Consider the following 16,166-nt stretch of genomic DNA (forward strand, 5'->3'; position numbering starts at 1 on the left):
CGAGACCCACATCCCCGTCGTCGCGCCCAGCGATGCCGACGGTGTCTTCAACCTGCTCTGGCTGATCATCGCGCTGCCGCTGTTCGGTGCCGCCGTGCTGCTGCTGCTCGGCAACCGCCGCACCAAGGGCTACGGCCACTGGATCGGACTGGCCACGATCACCGGCTCGTTCCTGCTCAGCCTGGTGATGTTCCTCCAGCTGCTCGGGCGCGACGAGGGTGACCGCCAGGTCGCGAAGCACCTGTGGACCTGGATCGAGGCCGGCCACCTCGACGTCGGTCTGGACCTGCTCTACGACCCGCTGTCGTCGTTGTTCCTGCTCCTGATCACCGGTGTCGGCGCGCTCATCCACCTGTACTCCGTGGGCTACATGGAGCACGACCCGCGCCGGTCGCGGTTCTTCGCCTACCTCAACCTGTTCGTCGCGGCCATGCTCATGCTGGTCCTCGCGGAGAACTACGTCGGACTGTTCCTCGGCTGGGAAGGGGTCGGCCTGGCGTCGTACCTCCTGATCGGCTTCTGGCAGCACAAGCCCTCGGCCGCGGCCGCCGCCAAGAAGGCGTTCGTCATCAACCGGGTCGGCGACATGGGCCTGGGCCTGGCGATCTTCGTGATGTTCGCGACCTTCGGNATCGGCTTCTGGCAGCACAAGCCCTCGGCCGCGGCCGCCGCCAAGAAGGCGTTCGTCATCAACCGGGTCGGCGACATGGGCCTGGGCCTGGCGATCTTCTTGATGTTCGCGACCTTCGGTACGACGTCCTTCAGCGGGATCAGCGCCGTCGCGGGCGGTGCCACCGAGACCACGCTGACCTGGATCGGCGTGCTGCTGCTGGTCGGTGCCTGCGGCAAGTCCGCGCAGGTGCCGTTGCAGTCCTGGCTGCTCGACGCGATGGAGGGCCCGACCCCCGTGTCGGCCCTGATCCACGCCGCGACCATGGTCACCGCAGGTGTCTACCTCGTGGTCCGCTCCAACTTCATCTTCGAGCTCGCGCCGAACGCCCAGACCGCAGTGGTCATCGTGGCCACCGTGACGCTCCTGTGGGGCGCGATCATCGGTTGCGCGAAGGACGACATCAAGAAGGCCCTGGCCGGCTCCACGATGAGCCAGATCGGCTACATGATGCTCGGCGCCGGTCTCGGCGTCGCGGGCTACGCCTTCGCGATCTTCCACCTGCTCACGCACGGCTTCTTCAAGGCCAACATGTTCCTCGGCGCCGGATCCGTGATGCACGCGATNACGATGAGCCAGATCGGCTACATGATGCTCGGCGCCGGTCTCGGCGTCGCGGGCTACGCCTTCGCGATCTTCCACCTGCTCACGCACGGCTTCTTCAAGGCCAACATGTTCCTCGGCGCCGGATCCGTGATGCACGCGATGGACGACGACGTGGACATGCGCCACTACGGCGCGCTCAACAAGCTGCTCCCCGTCACCTTCCTGACCTTCGCCATGGGCTACCTCGCGATCATCGGCTTCCCGCCGTTCTCGGGCTTCTGGTCCAAGGACAAGATCATCGAGGTCGCCCTCATCGAGAACCCGATCGTCGGGATCTGCGCGCTCCTCGGTGCCGGCATCACGGGCTTCTACATGACCCGCCTGATGCTGATGACGTACTTCACCAACAAGCGCTGGGCCTCCACTGATGACGGGGGAGGCGTGCACCCGCACGAGAGCCCCAAGGTGATGACGATCCCGCTGATCGTCCTCGCCGCGCTCTCGGTCCTCGGCGGCCTGATGCTTGCGAGCAACTGGATCGTCGAGTGGCTCAGCCCGGTCGTCGGCCACGCCGAGCACCACGAGCCCCCGATCCCGGTCATCGTGATCACGCTGATCACCGTCGCCGTCGTCGCAGTGGGTGTCGGCCTGGCCTGGTTCCTCGTCGGCAAGCAGGACGTCCCCCGGGTCGCCCCGGCCGACGTCTCGTTCGCGACGAAGGCGGCGCGCGCCGACCTGTACGGCGACGCGATCAACGACGCCCTGGTGGTGACGCCCGGCAATCGCACGGTGTTTGCGCTGACGACCGCAGACCGTGCGATCGTCGATCGTCTCCTGACGGGAATCGGAGAAGCCACCCATGGCGCCGGCCAGTTCATACGACGCATTCAGAACGGTTACGTCCGGACCTACGCGCTGGGGATCCTGGGCGGTGCCGTGATTCTGGTCCTGACCCTGGTGGCGGTGAACCAGTGAGCCGGCAGCCGCGACCCTCGCCTTCGTTCCTTCCGAGCGGCGGCCCCCGATGACAGACGTCCCGATCCTCACCATTCTCGTCTGGCTCCCCGTCGTCGGAGCCATTGCGGTTGCGATTGCGCCGTCAGCTCTCAGCAAGACACTCGGTCTGGGCATCGCTCTCGTCACCCTCGTCATCGGCGTGGCCATTGCGTTCTTCTACGAGAACGACGGCGGTCGGCAGTTCGAGGAGGTGCACGTGTGGATCGAGGTGTTCGGTGTGCACTACGCGTTCGGGCTCGACGGCCTCGGCCTGCTGATGGTGCTGCTGACCGTGCTGCTCGTGCCGGTCGTCCTCGGCGCCGAGTGGGTCAAGGCCGACGACCCCGACGGTGCGGGCGCGAAGGCGTTCGTCGCCTGGGCGCTGGCGCTCGAGGGCCTGTCGCTAGCGGTGTTCTGCGCGACCGACGTCTTCTTGTTCTACGTCGTGTTCGAGGCGACGCTGATCCCGGCGTACTTCCTGGTCGGCGGGTTCGGTCGCGAGGGCCGCGGCGCGGCAGCGCTGAAGTTCTTGATGTTCCAAGTCGCGGGCGGCCTGATCCTGCTGGCCTCGGTGGTCGGTCTCTACGTCGTGTCCGCCCAGGTGGGCGAGCCGTCGTACCTCCTCAAGGACCTCGAGAAGCTCGACATCGACACCGAGCCCGGTCGCTGGCTGTTCTTCGGCTTCTTCATCGCGTTCGCGATCAAGGCGCCGCTGTTCCCGCTGCACACCTGGCTGGCCGACACCACCGAGAAGGCNGCCCGGTCGCTGGCTGTTCTTCGGCTTCTTCATCGCGTTCGCGATCAAGGCGCCGCTGTTCCCGCTGCACACCTGGCTGGCCGACACCACCGAGAAGGCCACACCGGGCACGGGCGTGCTGCTGGTCTGCATCCTCGACAAGATCGGCACCTTCGGGATGCTGCGGTTCTGCCTCGGCATCTTCCCCGAGGCCTCGCAGTGGGCGACGCCCCTGGTGGTCGTGCTCGCCCTGATCTCCGTCGTGTACGGCGCCCTGGTCGCCATCGGGCAGGACGACGTCTTCCGCCTGATCGGTCTGACCTCGCTCAGCCACTTCGGCCTGATCACCCTCGGCATCTTCACCATGAGCACGCAGGGCGGCACCGGCGCGATCCTCTACATGGTCAACCACGGACTCGGCACGGCTGCGCTGTTCCTCGTCGCGGGCTACCTCTACGACCGCCGCGGCACCNCAGGGCGGCACCGGCGCGATCCTCTACATGGTCAACCACGGACTCGGCACGGCTGCGCTGTTCCTCGTCGCGGGCTACCTCTACGACCGCCGCGGCACCTCGCTGATCAGCGAGATGGGCGGCATCGAGAAGGTGGCGCCGATCCTGGCCGGCCTGTTCCTCATCGCCGGACTCGCGACCCTCGGCCTGCCGGGCCTCTCGCCGTTCGTCAGCGAGTTCCTGGTGCTGCTGGCCGCCTTCGACTACGGCTGGTACATCGCCGCCATCGCCATCATCAACATGGTGCTGTCCGCTACCTACGTGTTGTGGACGTACCAGCGCACGATGACCGGACCGACGTCCGCGGACCTCGACGGCACCAAGGACCTCGGACTCCGCGAGATCGTCGCGGTCGCGCCCCTGATGGCGGCGCTGGTGTTCTTCGGCTTCTACCCCACGCCCCTGCTGGACGCCGCCAACCCCATGGTCGGCGACCTGCTCGAACACGTCGGCGTGACCGATGATCCGCCCTCCGTCGATCCGGCCACCGGCTGCTCGGACCTGGCGAGCGCATGCGCGGTCGACGACGACACGGCGCACGAAGAGGAGGCGAACTGATGGAGTTCACCAAGCCCGAGCTCGAGTACTTCGAGCTCCTCCCCCTCCTCCTGGTCCTCGGCGGCGCCTGCGTCGGCGTCCTGATCGAGGCGTTCGTCGCCCGGCATCGACGTCGGAGCCCACAGATCGTTCTGTGCAACGCCGTCCTGCTGGCTGCGTTGATCAGCACCATCACCATTGGTCGTGGCCTCGACCCGCACACGGGTGCTGGCGGCAGCGAGGGTCGCGGCATCGTGGGTGCCGAGGGCAGCGTCATCGTCGACGGACCCACGGTCTACCTCTGGGGACTGGTGCTGGTCTTCGCCATCGGCGGGGTCGCCCTGTTCGCCGAGCGACGCCTCGAGGGCGGTGTCTCGNGTCGACGGACCCACGGTCTACCTCTGGGGACTGGTGCTGGTCTTCGCCATCGGCGGGGTCGCCCTGTTCGCCGAGCGACGCCTCGAGGGCGGTGTCTCGGCCTTCACCGGCCAGGCCGCGGCCCTCCCGGGCACCGACACCGAGCGCGAGGCCTCCACCCGAGGCCTCGAGCACACCGAGGTCTACCCGCTCATGCTCTTCGCGGTCGCCGGCATGCTGCTGTTCCCCGCCTCGGGTGACCTGCTGACGATGTTCGTCGCGCTCGAGGTCCTCTCCCTCCCGCTGTACCTGCTGTGCGGTCTGGCCCGCCGCCGTCGCCTGCTCAGCCAGGAAGCAGCGATGAAGTACTTCCTGCTCGGCGCCTTCGCCTCCGGCTTCTTCCTGTACGGCGCCGCGCTGGTCTACGGCTACTCCGGCTCGGTGACCTTCGCCGGCATCAACGAAGCCGTCCGCGCGGGCGGGCCCAACCACGGCCTGCTCCTGGCCGGCATCGCCCTGCTCGCCGTGGGCCTGCTCTTCAAGATCGGTGCCGCACCGTTCCAGGCCTGGACGCCCGACGTCTACCAGGGCGCCCCGACCGCCGTCACCGCCTTCATGGCCGCCGGCACCAAGGTCGCCGCGTTCGGCGCCCTGCTGCGCCTGCTCTACGTCGCCTTCGGAGGCGAGCGCTGGAGCTGGGTGCCGATGCTGTGGGTCGTCGCGATCGCCTCGATGGTGCTCGGTGCCGTCCTGGCCGCCGTGCAGAACGACGTCAAGCGGATGCTCGCCTACTCCTCGGTCGCCCACACCGGCTTCCTGCTGGTCGGCGTCCTCGGAGTCCAAGGCGCCGACGAGCTCGCCAAGGGCCAGTACACCTCGCTCGAGGGCGTCCTGTTCTACCTCACCACCTACGGCTTCTCGACAATCGGGGCCTTCGCCATCGTGACGCTCGTACGCGACGCCGGTGGCGAGGCCACCCACTACGACCGCTGGGCCGGCCTGGGCCGCCGCTCTCCGCTCGTCGCCGGTGCCTTCGCGTTCTTCCTGCTCTCGATGGCCGGCATCCCCCTCACCGCCGGCTTCATCGGCAAGTGGGCAGTCTTCACCTCCGCCATGTCCGCAGGCGCCTGGCCGGTCGTCCTGGTGGCTCTTGCGTGCAGTCTCGTGGGTGGGTTCGTCTACCTGCGCCACATCAGGCAGATGTACTTCACAGAGGGACTGGTCGAGGAAGCAACGCACAGCGTTCCGCGGGCTCCCGCCACCTTCGGTGCCGTCGTGGTCTGCCTCGTCGCGACGGTGGCGCTGGGACTGTTCCCGCAACCGGTCATGGCAGTGATCGGATCGTCTGCCGGGTTCCTCCGCTAGCCGCGGATCCCATCTCGAGGGATCTCACCCCCTGTTCCACCCGGCAGGAGCGTGTGCATCGTCGACTGCGGCGGTGTCATGGGTACACGACTTCCCAAGAAAGGCGGTGCCCGTGTCCGTCACGAGCCGAGCTCCCCTGATCGTCCCCTCCGTCCTCCCTGCAGACTTCAGCCGGCTGGGGGAGGAGATCGCGGAGCTCGACGAAGCGGGCGTCGATCGGATCCAGTGGGACGTGATGGACGGTGTCTTCGTCCCGAATCTCACCTTCGGCCCGGACGTGATCGCGTCGACGCGCTCGGTCACGGACGTGCCGTTCGAGGCCCACCTCATGGTCGTCAATCCAGACCTGCTCCTTCGGCAGTACGTCGACGCCGGCTGTGAGCTCGTCATCGTCCATGCCGAGGCCTGCGTCCACCTCCACCGCACCCTCGCTGCGATCAGGGACCTGGGAGCCCGGAGCGGCGTTGCGCTCAACCCGCACACTCCTGCGCACGTCCTCGACGGTGTCCTCGAGGAAACCGACCTCGTGCTGGCCATGACCGTCAATCCCGGCTTCGGCGGGCAGGCCTACATCTCTGCCGTGGAGCGAAAGATCGGGCGTCTTCGGCGAATGATCGAGGAGTCCGGTCGACCGATCGAGCTGGAAGTGGACGGAGGCATCACCGAACTCACCATCAGCGGCGCCGCATCGGCAGGCGCCAATGTCTTCATCTCGGGGTCCTGGCTCTACTCGTACCCGGACGGCAAGGCCAAGGGCGTCACGCTGCTCCGTGAATTGGCCGCCAGTTCGGCGAGCGGAGGCTGACGGTGCCTGCGCAGCCGCTGGAAGCGGTGATCTTCGACGTGGACGGCACGCTGTTCGACAGCGAACGAGACGGTCATCGAGTTGCCTTCAACCTGGCGTTCACCGCCATGGGCCTCCCCGACAGGTGGGACGTTGCGACCTACGGCCGACTGGTGAAGATCACGGGTGGGGTGCAGCGGCTGACCCGCTGGTTCGAGGCATCGGGTCACTCCGTGGCTGATGCCGGCCGTCTCGCGATCGAGACACATCGCAGGAAGACCACGTTCATCCAGGACATCGTGGCTTCAGGCGCCATCCAACCCCGCAAGGGGGCCCCTGAACTTGTGCACGCGATTCGGGCAGCGGGAGTGCCCGTGCACGTGGCGACAACCGGCACCCGCGCCTGGGTGGAGCCGCTCCTGGCATCCGCCTTCGGAGGGTGCTTCGACGTCGTCATGACCGGGACCGAGGTCGCGGACCTGAAGCCGAGTCCCCTGGTCTACCGCGAGGTCCTGCTCCGCGCTGGATGTGATCCGGCCCGAACGGTTGCGATCGAGGATTCAGCCAATGGCCTGATCTCGGCGACGGGAGCGGGGCTCCGCTGCATCCTGGCAAGGAACGACTACACCCGGGAGGACGCGACGGCCGGGGCGATCATCGTCACGGATGAGCTGTACGGGCCCGAGGTCCGGACATGGTTCGAGCATCGACTGACGATGCCGGGCCGTTCCTGCGGGTGACAGGCGCCCGGCATCGTCATGCCCGTCACCGCTCCCGGTCGCGGACCTCCATCAGCCGCCACAGCATCGGCGTGAAGATCAACTGCATCGCGAGGTCCATCTTTCCGCCAGGGCACACGATCGTGTTCGGCCGTGACATGAACGAGTCGTGGAGCATCGACAGCAAGTAGGGAAAGTCGATCCCGCGGGGATCCTTGAATCGGATCACGAGCATCGACTCATCCTGGCTCGGGATCGTCCGCGCGATGAACGGGTTGGACGTGTCCACCACAGGCACGCGCTGGAAGTTGATGTCGGTTCTCGAGAACTGCGGGCAGACGTAGGTGACGTAGTCATGCATCCGCCGCAGGATCGTCTCGGTGACTGCCTCTGTCGAGTAGCCCCGTTTGGACTTGTCTCGCTGGATCTTCTGGACCCACTCAAGGTTGATGACCGGGACCACGCCGATGAGGAGGTCGACATGCTGTGCGACATCGATGTCGCCAGTCGCCACGCCCCCGTGCAGACCCTCGTAGAACAGCAGGTCGGTCTCGCCGGGCAGGTCGGACCAGGTGGTGAAGGTGCCCGGATCCTGCCCGTACGGGGCCGCCTCGCCCTCATCGTGCAGGTACCTGCGAACCTTGCCGGTGCCTGACTCGCCGTATCCGTGGAAGAGTTCCTCGAGCTCACTGAAGAGGTTCGCTTCCGGACCGAAGTGGCTGAAGGTGTGGTTCTGGTCGATGATCGCCTTGGCCATCTCGTCCTTCATGCCCATTCGGTCGAACCGGTGGAAGCTGTCCCCCTCGACGAACGCCGCAACCACCTCCTCGCGCCGGAAGATCTGCTCGAAGGTCCGCATGACGGAGGTGGTGCCGGCTCCTGAGGAGCCGGTGATCGCGACGATCGGGTGCTTTTTCGACATCGTTCTCCTACTCAGATGGCGGCGCGGTAGAGGCCACGCATGCTGTACAGCGGGTAGCTCTCGTCCTCGGGGTCGTCCGGCTCCTCGTGGTAGCGAACAATGCGTTCGACCTCTTCGGTACAGCCGAAGATGAGCCCGACTCGTTGATGGAGGTCCGTCGGCACGACGTCGAGGATCCGCTCCCGCCCCGTCGACGCGAGACCACCGGCCTGTTCGATGAGAAAGGCGATCGGGTTGGCTTCATAGAGCAGGCGGAGACGCCCCTTGACCTCCGGGTTCTTGGTGTCCTGCGGATAGAGGAAGACCCCTCCGCGGGTGAGAATGCGGTGGGTTTCCGCAACGAGGGAGGCGACCCACCGCATGTTGAAGTCCTTGTCCCGGGGACCGGAGACACCAGCGAGGCACTCATCGATGTATCGGCCGACGGGGCGTTCCCAGAACCGTCGGTTGGAGCTGTTGACGGCGAACTCCGAGGTCGACGTCGGCAGGGTGATGTTGGGGTGGGTCAGGATGAACTCGCCCAGGTTCGGGTCCAAGGTGAATCCGTGCACGCCGCGACCGACCGACAACACCAGCACGGTCGACGGACCGTAGATGGCGTAGCCCGCGGCCACTTGGTGCTCACCGCATTGAAGGAAGTCGGCCATGGTCGCGTCTGAGCCCGGTTCGGGGGCACGCAGGACCGAGAAGATGCTGCCCACCGAGACGTTCACGTCGATGTTCGATGAACCGTCCAGCGGATCGAAGGTGAGCAGGTACTTTCCGCGCGGGTAGATGGCCGGGATCGAGTAGGGGTCTTCGAGCTCCTCCGACGCCATGCCGGCGACCTGGCCGCCCCACTCTGTTGCTCGGATGAAGAGGTCGTTGGCGATGACGTCCAGCTTCTGCTGCTGCTCGCCCTGGACATTGATGGCGCCTGCCTTGCCGAGCATCCCTGTGAGAGCGCCGGCAGCGATCTGACGTGAGATGGCCTTGCAGGCAAGTGCGACATCGAGGATCAGCGTGTTGAGCTCGCCGCTGGATCCGGGGTGGCGGCGCCGCTCCTCGATGAGGAACCGGGCCAAGGTCGAACGGTCAGTCATCATCCGCGTCGCCCCTCCTGTCGTGTAGGTGTCTCACTGAGGACACCAGCGATGGCCGCGCGCCACATCCAGCGCAGGGGTGACAACGCGGGTGACGGTTCAGAGAGGGACGGCGTTGCGAGGACAAGTGCTGAGAGCCTGATCACCGGCAGACCCACCTGCAGGGGTGAGGCATCACGGGATGCCTCCTGCGTAGCCTCGGCTCCTCGTGAGACAACGAGCATTATCGCGTCCGCCGACCCTCCTCGGCTCCTATCAAGGTGTCGTCTGCGACCTCGACGGAGTGGTGTATCGGGGGGCAGACGCCGTCCCGTCGGCGATCAGCTCGTTGAACGATTCGATCGGCTCTGGCCGGCGGGTCGTCTTTGCGACCAACAACGCTTCACGGGAGCCAGGCGTCGTGGCCGAGCACCTCCGATCCCTGGGGCTCGGACCGGACGGGTGGTCGGTGGCGACCAGCGCCCAGGCGGCTGCACAGCACCTCCGCGGTGAACTCGCCGCCGGCACGTCCGTCGTCGCAGTGGGCGGACCCGGTGTCACCGCAGCGCTGATCGAGTTCGGCCTCGAACCCGTCACGGTCGGGTCTCGCGGAGCTGCCAAGGCCGCTGCGCTCGTGCAAGGGCTGGGGTCCGAGGTGTCCTGGACCGACTTGGCCACGGCAAGTGTCCTGGTTCGCGAGGGGATGCGTTGGGTGGTGACCAACCGCGACATGGTGGTGCCCAGCGATCGCGGGTCGTTACCCGGGAACGGAGCGCTGGTGGACGTGGTCAGGACTGCGAGCGGCACTGACCCGCACTTCGTGGCCGGAAAGCCAGGGCCAGCACTGTTCGAGCTGTCTCGAGCTGTGCTGGGCACGGGTCGCCGCGACACGCTCGTCTGCGGCGATCGGCTCGACACCGATGTCGCAGGCGCCCACGCTGCGGGCCTTGATTCGCTGCTGGTGCTGAGTGGGGTGACGTCGCTGCGCGACGTAGCGCTCGCCGCTCCGTTGCTTCGACCGACCTACGTCGCGGCCGACCTTCGCGCTCTTCTTGCTCCGGCGCTCCGTCCGATGGAATACAGGTCAGGTCTCTGCGTGATGTCCGCGCGTGGGATTCCGGAGCCTCCTCGAGACCTGGAACCTGACGAGCAGTTGGCAGCGGCAGTGGGCCTGGCGTGGTGGATCGTGGACGCGGGCGGGCAGCTGTGTCCGGACCCCGAACCGTGGCAGGACCTGGAGGACCAGCTCGGAGTGGGGCGAGTCAGCTCACGTCACGTGGTGTCAGAGGCTGGATGACACGTCCCTCGAACTCATCCCAGACCCGGTCGGCGCGACTGAACACGGTGCGCACCATTCGGCCGGCGACCCCGCGGTGAGGGAGGTGCGGGTGGGGCCGCGTCGGGGATCGCCGTGCGGTGGCAGCCACTCGCTCCCCGAGGCGATGGGTCTCGACATCGGGCAACGTGGCCGACAACAGGGCGACGAGGTCGCGTTCGAGCGCGACGACTGCATCCAGGTCGATCCGGACCATGGCCCAGACGTCGTCCCATGCACGTCCGATGTTCTGCGCCTGGCCGTATTGCTTCGCCTTCGCGATCACCAGCGCTCGCTCGAGGCGCTTCGCGGAAATCAGGTAGTCCTTGGTGAATGACCCGTTCGCCGGGGCCAGCTTTCGGGCGATCGGCAGGAGGATCTCGGTCACCGCTGTCACGTGCTGGGTGGTCGCCGCCAGGAAGTCGTCGGTACAGGCCCGGTTGTCGCCCGTGCGCAGCCCCGGCCGTTTCGACGAAGCGCGGGTCAGCCTTTCCTCGAGGGTGGTCAGGTGATCTTCGACGGTCGTGAGTAGTGACATCAACAGGCCCCTTCGTCATGTGGACTTTCAGATTGACTTGAAGGGTGCGCCTGCAATTCACAAAGGCACAAGGGTGGGAAATGGGTCGCCCGTCGAGCCACCCGGACGGGTGAACGTCGTCACCCCGCATGCGGTGCTCCCGCGGTTCTGGGTGAGTTCACGAAGACGCGAGGGCCGGCACCATCGCGCGATGGGCCGACTCGCACGCTGCAGCCAACTGCTGTCGGGCGCGCGCTGAGCCGCCACGCGTCCAACCCTCGAGTGCCGGTTCGAGCAACGCCCGACCGAGAGCGAATCCGAGGTGTCGATCCTGGCCGCATCCGGCCGAAAGCGTCGAGACCGCGACGAGGTGGTCCCGGACGGTCGCCAACGGATGCCCAGCGGACAGGAACCATGTGGCTGCCACGGCCGTGGGCACGGCTTCGTCGAGCACGTCGAGGGTGTGGCTCGCGACTGATGAAGCCGCGATTGATTGTGTTGAACGGGGGCCGGGGCTGATGAGTGGCATCCGCAACACCAAACGGCCGGGGTCGCACGGAACGTCTTCGAGTGCCAGGAAGATCGCCCGCAGTGCGTTGACGATCACTGCGCGTGTGACTCCGGTTGCGCTGCCCGGCATGCCTGGTAGCGCAACCGTGATGACGGGAACGAGTCCCGCACCTTGGGCCAGTGCGGCCGCGCCCGCCACCGCCCGAGCGTCGACGTGCGCCTCGCCGCGAGGAAACTGTCCCGGGCGGCGGTTCGCTCGAATCTCCACGAAGCTGGCGCCGACTCGGCGAGCATCGGTCAGGGACCGATCGGTGTCCGAGGTCCCGTTTCCCAGGGTCAGACGCACCCCCAGCATCGTTCCCCGATCTGGTGGTGGAGCCATGAGAGGGTGCAGTGGCTCCAGTTGGCCCGCTGAGGCCAGCACACCGCCCAAGGATGCTCTCGGCGTCGAGGCATCCACGGCGAACTCGAACAGGTCCGTTGCGGCGTCGGCGCGGATCCCGCGCTCACGAAGCGCGGCGTCCGCATAGTCGTCGAAGACCAGGACGCCGAAGCCTGGTCGGCGGATTGCAGCGAGAGTGCGGTCGAGGCGGTCCATGGCTGGACGGTAAGCACTCCGGAAGAAGTGTGTCCTCACCCTGCCAGGCGGCTGGACGGGTGACACCCGACGCATTGCATCAGGCTGGCAACGCAGTCAATGACGGGTCGTAGACAGCACGGCACCGCACCGAGGCATCGCTGGCTGCGACGACGAGAGCCGCGTCCTCGACCCGGTTGTGCAGATCGATGGCGCCGCTGTCCGGTCCGTCCCTGTGCGCGTTGAGGAAGTCATAGAGCATCCAGTCCAACGCGCATGCCGCAGCCAGCTGGTCAGCCTGGGGTAGGTCGGCTGCGGCAATGGTGGCCCGCATCGCTGCACGGTGCTCATCGACAGCCGCATCCTTGTTCACCCCCGAGCTGTCGTGCAGGAGCATGCTCAACGTGGCCGGTAGGCGGCGCCCGTCAGTCGTCCGCACCACCCAACGCGCTCCGGTCCAGGGCCGCTCGGGGTCTGCGACCACCAGGTCGCCGAAGCCACCGACCACTCCCACAGTCGGATCGTCGAGCGAGCCCTCGAGCGGAGCCGGCCCCAGGAGCCCGATCGGTTCGCGGGCAAGGATGCTGACCAGGGTCGCAGTCCCGATGATCTGACCCGCACGGACGTCGACCTGTCCGGCGGTGGCGGCCACGGCGGCGGCGTACTCGTGGCAGAGCCGGTCGAGAGCCCTGTGGAGATCGCGCAGGATTCGATGCTCGTCCGGGCCGGGCCTACGTCCACCGCCGAGCAGTTCGCCGAGCTGGCCGGTGGCGATGATGAGCGCGTCGTCGAGCGCGGCGAGGTGGGTCGGCAGCAGACGCTCGGGTTCGTCGTCGACGGCGATGAGGTCGGTGAGCGAGATCGGCGCACCGGTGCTCGTACTCCAGTAGAACCCGGCTTGTCCTTCGTCCTGAACGATCCGTGGACGTGCCACCGCGCTCAGGCCCCGCTCGCGAGCGGTGCGGTCCGCGCGGCGGTGAGCCACTCTGTCCATGAGCCCAGGCCCTCCCCGGTCCGAGCGCTCAGCTCGATGACCTCGACGCCGGGGTTGACCTGCACCAGATTGGCGCGGAACAGCCCGAGGTCGAAGTCGAGATGAGGCAGGAGATCCAACTTGTTGACCAGGACCACATCGACAGCCCGGAACATCACCGGATACTTCAGTGGCTTCTCCTCGCCCTCGGTGATGGCGTAGACCATCACCGAGCGATGCGCACCGACGTCGAATTCTGCGGGGCACACCAGGTTGCCGACGTTCTCGACGAACAGCAGGTCGAGGTCAGCCAGGTCGAGGCGCTTCAGCGCGTCGGCCACCATCGGCGCGTCGAGATGACACTCGCCACCGAAGCCGTCGGCGGTGTTGAGCAGCGACACCCTGGCGCCAGCGGCCTTGAGGCGGTCGGCGTCGATGCTCGTCTCGATGTCACCTTCGATGATCCCGACGCGTTCGGGGGCGGCGAACGCTCCGAGCGTTCGTTCCAGGACCGTCGTCTTGCCTGCGCCCGGCGAGGACATCAGGTTGATCGTGAGCACCCCGGCGTCATCGAGAAGCTTGCGGTTCTCGGCCGCTCGGCGATCGTTCTCATCGAAGATCCGCTCGAGAACGACGATCCGGTCCGCCCCGGTTTCGTAGCCGGAGTGGTCGCCCAGCTCGTCGTGGTGGTGGTCGCCCAGCTCGTCGTGGTGGTGGTCGTGCGCCTCGTCGGAGTCGTGACCGTGTCCGTGCCCGTGTCCGTGTCCGTGCCCCGAGTCGTCGTGTCGGTGGAATCGTCCCATGGTGAGTGCTCCTCAGGAGGCAGTACGACGGCCGGCAGGCGCCGGGTCGTCGAGGTCGATGGTGGTGATCAGGAACTCTTCGCCGCTGACCAGGTCAAGGGGTGCGTCACCGCAGTGAACGCAGACCAGCATCAGTACCTGCTCCACCTCAGTGTCGCGACCGCACGCGCGGCAGGTGCCGACCACTGGCACGGACTCAACGACCAGTTCCGACCCGGCGAGCGGTCCGTCGACGGTGACAAGGCCCCAGCAGTAGGTGAGAGTTCCCGGCACCACCTGCCGCAGCTTGCCGACCTTGAGATGGACGGCCGCCACGGTGCGGTCGGCCGCAGCCTCCGCGACCACCTGGTGGATGGATCGGCACAGGGACAGTTCGTGCATGCTGATTGCTCCTCGGGGTCAACGCCGAAGCGTCTGGGAAGGGGATTCGCCGAATCGTTTCCGGTAGGCCGCGGAAAAGTTGCCGAGGTGGTTGAAGCCCCATCTCTCGGCTACGTCGGTGACGGTCACTCCGTCGCGCGGCAGGGCGTCGGCAAGCTGGTTCCGTGCCCGCTCGAGCCGGCGGTCGCGTACGTAGTTCATCGGCGTGGTGTGGAGGTCATCGTGAAAGGCCTGCTGGATGGAGCGCACGCTGCGGCTGGTGTAGACGGCGATGTCGCGCAGCGTGATGGGGTCCGCGAGGTGCTCCTCGATGAAGTTGACCGCCGTGCGAACGGCGGCACGCCCTCCCGTGTGAGACACCCCGGTGAGGTCGTGATGCATGTTCGAGTCCTGCACCCACAGGATCGAGGAGATGACCAGCTCCTCGAGTGGGCCCGCACCGATCCCTTGCTGGATCAGTGAGTCCGGCGTCATCACCTCGCTGGAGAGCAACTGGATCGCACCATGCCAACGCACTGCGGGATCGGTCGTCAACAACATCTCGGGTTCGAACCGCACGGGCCGGTCCACGCTGCGCCCCAGCATCCGTGAGAGCTGGCGCAGCAGCGCGGCCACCTCAATGCGCACGATCAACAAGGGTGTGTCGTAGGCGAGCTCGAGCTTCAGGTTCGTGCGTGGGTTCACCACGACGGCCTGGTAGGTCAGACCGGTGACCGTGGCGCCGTCGTACTTGCACTCCATGAGGCCGGTCGTGGGCATCAGTACGGTGTAGTGGTCGCCGGTGGCGCCGAAGTCGAGGTCTGCGGCGTGGTGGTAGTCGAGGTGGGCGAGCGTCACGTCGCGCAGCCGGATCGCATGCAGCGATGCCTGGAACGGCTTCTCTGCGGTGTCGTCGTGAACCGTGAGCTGATGTTGCCCGAGCAGGTAACCAGCGAGCGTCTCGGCCTCGTCCCGGTCACCGGTGCAGAACACCTCTGCGCCGGCGAGTGCAGTCGGCACACCCCGCGAACGGATGCGTCGGCGAACCGGCATCGTCGTCCGGGAGGTGTTGATGAAGCCGAGCTTCGCCAATCGGGTCACATTTCAGATTGTGAGGGGTCCAGCCCCTTCTTGTGCGCACTCGTGACCACAACTCTGCGCGAATTGGATAGTCAGTGCGCATCCCTGCCCTTTTGGGGTCCCGGGGGAGGACAGTTGCGTCTGGGCGTCAGATGTTCTGCGCGAATCGGATTTCGCTTGCGCTGATTCGATAGCACGCCCGGGTCCTTGGTTCCTATCGTGATGGGACGTTCATCACATCAAGCCGGGACTTTGTACCCGGAACCACAACTCCGAGGAGCGCGCATGACCGCACCGACAACGGTTCATCAGCAGGCTTCGCTCGACTCGTTGATGGAGCGTCTCGACGAGCCTCAGGTGGCCGCCGCCCTGACGAACCTGCTCGACCACGCGGACCTGCTGGCCATCCTCATCGTCGGCCTCGACGGCCTCGTCGGACGCAGCGAGACCATCGGCGCAGCCCTGGCCGAGGCGATCACCGATCTCCGGGGAGTCGCCAGCAGTGGCAACGGTGACGTGGTCGCGAGCCTCGGAGCCCTGTCGGGCGTCCTTCCCAAGCTCGCGCCGATGATCACCGACATCATCGAGTCAGGGCTCATCGACCACGTCATCGACTCCGGGATCACCGACCCGGCCATGATCATCGAGATCTCTCGCATCGGCCGTGGCCTGACCGGCGGTGCAGCATCCGCCAAGACGGATCCCATCCAGGTCAACGGCCTCTTCTCGGCGATGAAGCTCCTCAAAGACCCCGACATCCAGCGGGCGGTCAGCTACTTCGCTGCCGTTGCCAAGTCCATCGGCGTCGAGCTCGCCAAGAGCTGAC

Annotated in this window: 16 protein-coding genes and 4 pseudogenes; 12 read left to right on the plus strand and 8 right to left on the minus strand. The window is 66.7% G+C overall.

Annotated features, from left to right (window positions below; translation table 11 throughout):
• Positions 1–52: 52 nt before the first annotated feature.
• From ASD84_RS25895 to ASD84_RS22795, 10 genes and pseudogenes are all read left to right on the plus strand, one after another.
• Positions 53–630, plus strand: a 578-nt coding sequence (locus ASD84_RS25895) for a proton-conducting transporter membrane subunit (RefSeq protein ID WP_414858611.1), incomplete at its 3' end; no start/stop codon positions are given.
• Position 631: 1 nt separating this feature from the next.
• Positions 632–1,236: pseudogene (locus ASD84_RS25900) on the plus strand (proton-conducting transporter membrane subunit); the annotation flags it as partial.
• Between the two features lies 1 nt (position 1,237).
• Positions 1,238–2,191, plus strand: a pseudogene (locus tag ASD84_RS25905) (proton-conducting transporter membrane subunit); the annotation flags it as partial.
• A 298-nt stretch (positions 2,192–2,489) separates the two neighbouring features.
• Positions 2,490–2,968: proton-conducting transporter membrane subunit (locus ASD84_RS25910; protein WP_321164050.1), on the plus strand; the 479-nt coding region annotated here is incomplete at its 3' end.
• A gap of 1 nt (position 2,969) precedes the next feature.
• A pseudogene (locus ASD84_RS25915) lies at positions 2,970–3,420 on the plus strand (proton-conducting transporter membrane subunit); the annotation flags it as partial.
• 28 nt (positions 3,421–3,448) lie between these two features.
• Positions 3,449–4,018 carry a proton-conducting transporter membrane subunit gene (locus ASD84_RS25920; protein WP_056914093.1) on the plus strand — a complete coding sequence of 190 codons (570 nt, stop codon included), beginning with the start codon at positions 3,449–3,451 and terminating at the stop codon, positions 4,016–4,018.
• A pseudogene (locus tag ASD84_RS25925) lies at positions 4,018–4,374 on the plus strand (NADH-quinone oxidoreductase subunit N); the annotation flags it as partial. The gene ASD84_RS25920 and the pseudogene ASD84_RS25925, both read left to right, overlap by 1 nt.
• A gap of 34 nt (positions 4,375–4,408) precedes the next feature.
• Entirely contained in the window at positions 4,409–5,719 is a 1,311-nt protein-coding gene (nuoN, locus tag ASD84_RS22785) for an NADH-quinone oxidoreductase subunit NuoN (RefSeq protein ID WP_321164051.1), read from the plus strand.
• A 112-nt stretch (positions 5,720–5,831) separates the two neighbouring features.
• Positions 5,832–6,524, plus strand: coding sequence for a ribulose-phosphate 3-epimerase (gene rpe / locus ASD84_RS22790; protein ID WP_235531235.1), 693 nt, complete (start codon positions 5,832–5,834; stop codon positions 6,522–6,524).
• A gap of 2 nt (positions 6,525–6,526) precedes the next feature.
• Complete coding sequence (locus tag ASD84_RS22795; RefSeq protein WP_056716204.1) at positions 6,527–7,243, plus strand: HAD-IA family hydrolase; 717 nt, start codon at positions 6,527–6,529, stop codon at positions 7,241–7,243.
• 25 nt (positions 7,244–7,268) lie between these two features.
• On the opposite strand, the gene ASD84_RS22800 is transcribed toward ASD84_RS22795, so the two are convergent.
• Positions 7,269–8,144, minus strand: coding sequence for a phosphoribulokinase (locus ASD84_RS22800; protein WP_056716207.1), 876 nt, complete (start codon positions 8,142–8,144; stop codon positions 7,269–7,271).
• A gap of 11 nt (positions 8,145–8,155) precedes the next feature.
• Positions 8,156–9,229, minus strand: a complete 1,074-nt coding sequence (locus ASD84_RS22805; protein WP_056716210.1) for a class 1 fructose-bisphosphatase — start codon at positions 9,227–9,229, stop codon at positions 8,156–8,158.
• 205 nt (positions 9,230–9,434) lie between these two features.
• Between ASD84_RS22805 and ASD84_RS22810 the strand changes: the two genes are divergently transcribed.
• Complete coding sequence (locus ASD84_RS22810; RefSeq protein WP_056716212.1) at positions 9,435–10,502, plus strand: HAD-IIA family hydrolase; 1,068 nt, start codon at positions 9,435–9,437, stop codon at positions 10,500–10,502.
• On the opposite strand, the gene ASD84_RS22815 is transcribed toward ASD84_RS22810, so the two are convergent.
• From ASD84_RS22815 to ASD84_RS22840, 6 genes are all read right to left on the minus strand, one after another.
• Complete coding sequence (locus ASD84_RS22815) at positions 10,468–11,058, minus strand: hypothetical protein (protein WP_056716214.1); 591 nt, start codon at positions 11,056–11,058, stop codon at positions 10,468–10,470. The two genes, ASD84_RS22810 and ASD84_RS22815, sit on opposite strands and share 35 nt — an antisense overlap.
• A 157-nt stretch (positions 11,059–11,215) precedes the next feature.
• A complete protein-coding gene (locus ASD84_RS22820) occupies positions 11,216–12,145 on the minus strand; it encodes a class I fructose-bisphosphate aldolase (RefSeq protein ID WP_056716217.1) in 930 nt (309 codons plus the stop codon).
• A gap of 79 nt (positions 12,146–12,224) precedes the next feature.
• Positions 12,225–13,118 (minus strand): hypothetical protein, encoded by an 894-nt coding sequence (locus ASD84_RS22825; RefSeq protein WP_200954694.1) that lies wholly within the window; start codon positions 13,116–13,118, stop codon positions 12,225–12,227.
• Complete coding sequence (gene hypB, locus ASD84_RS22830; RefSeq protein WP_056716220.1) at positions 13,064–13,900, minus strand: hydrogenase nickel incorporation protein HypB; 837 nt, start codon at positions 13,898–13,900, stop codon at positions 13,064–13,066. Before hypB ends, ASD84_RS22825 begins: the two co-directional genes overlap by 55 nt.
• A 12-nt stretch (positions 13,901–13,912) precedes the next feature.
• The gene (locus ASD84_RS22835) at positions 13,913–14,281 is read right to left on the minus strand and encodes a hydrogenase maturation nickel metallochaperone HypA (RefSeq protein WP_056716223.1); all 369 of its coding nucleotides are present in this window, start codon (positions 14,279–14,281) and stop codon (positions 13,913–13,915) included.
• A gap of 18 nt (positions 14,282–14,299) precedes the next feature.
• On the minus strand, positions 14,300–15,361 hold the full coding sequence (locus ASD84_RS22840; RefSeq protein WP_056716227.1) for an AraC family transcriptional regulator: 1,062 nt from the start codon (positions 15,359–15,361) through the stop codon (positions 14,300–14,302).
• 264 nt (positions 15,362–15,625) lie between these two features.
• Between ASD84_RS22840 and ASD84_RS22845 the strand changes: the two genes are divergently transcribed.
• Positions 15,626–16,165, plus strand: coding sequence for a DUF1641 domain-containing protein (locus ASD84_RS22845; RefSeq protein WP_056716230.1), 540 nt, complete (start codon positions 15,626–15,628; stop codon positions 16,163–16,165).
• The last annotated feature ends 1 nt before the right edge of the window (position 16,166 follow it).

Origin of the sequence: Nocardioides sp. Root682 (assembly GCF_001427795.1) — a bacterium.
Lineage (GTDB): Bacteria > Actinomycetota > Actinomycetes > Propionibacteriales > Nocardioidaceae > Nocardioides.

Excerpts from the sequence above, each read along its gene's own strand:
- ASD84_RS25920 (WP_056914093.1), top strand. The coding sequence starts at position 3,449 with ATGGTCAACCACGGACTCGGCACGGCTGCGCTGTTCCTCGTCGCGGGC.
- ASD84_RS22800 (WP_056716207.1), bottom strand. The coding sequence starts at position 8,144 with ATGTCGAAAAAGCACCCGATCGTCGCGATCACCGGCTCCTCAGGAGCC.
- ASD84_RS22805 (WP_056716210.1), bottom strand. The coding sequence starts at position 9,229 with ATGATGACTGACCGTTCGACCTTGGCCCGGTTCCTCATCGAGGAGCGG.
- ASD84_RS22815 (WP_056716214.1), bottom strand. The coding sequence starts at position 11,058 with ATGTCACTACTCACGACCGTCGAAGATCACCTGACCACCCTCGAGGAA.
- ASD84_RS22820 (WP_056716217.1), bottom strand. The coding sequence starts at position 12,145 with ATGGACCGCCTCGACCGCACTCTCGCTGCAATCCGCCGACCAGGCTTC.
- ASD84_RS22825 (WP_200954694.1), bottom strand. The coding sequence starts at position 13,118 with ATGGACAGAGTGGCTCACCGCCGCGCGGACCGCACCGCTCGCGAGCGG.
- hypB (WP_056716220.1), bottom strand. The coding sequence starts at position 13,900 with ATGGGACGATTCCACCGACACGACGACTCGGGGCACGGACACGGACAC.
- ASD84_RS22835 (WP_056716223.1), bottom strand. The coding sequence starts at position 14,281 with ATGCACGAACTGTCCCTGTGCCGATCCATCCACCAGGTGGTCGCGGAG.
- ASD84_RS22845 (WP_056716230.1), top strand. The coding sequence starts at position 15,626 with ATGACCGCACCGACAACGGTTCATCAGCAGGCTTCGCTCGACTCGTTG.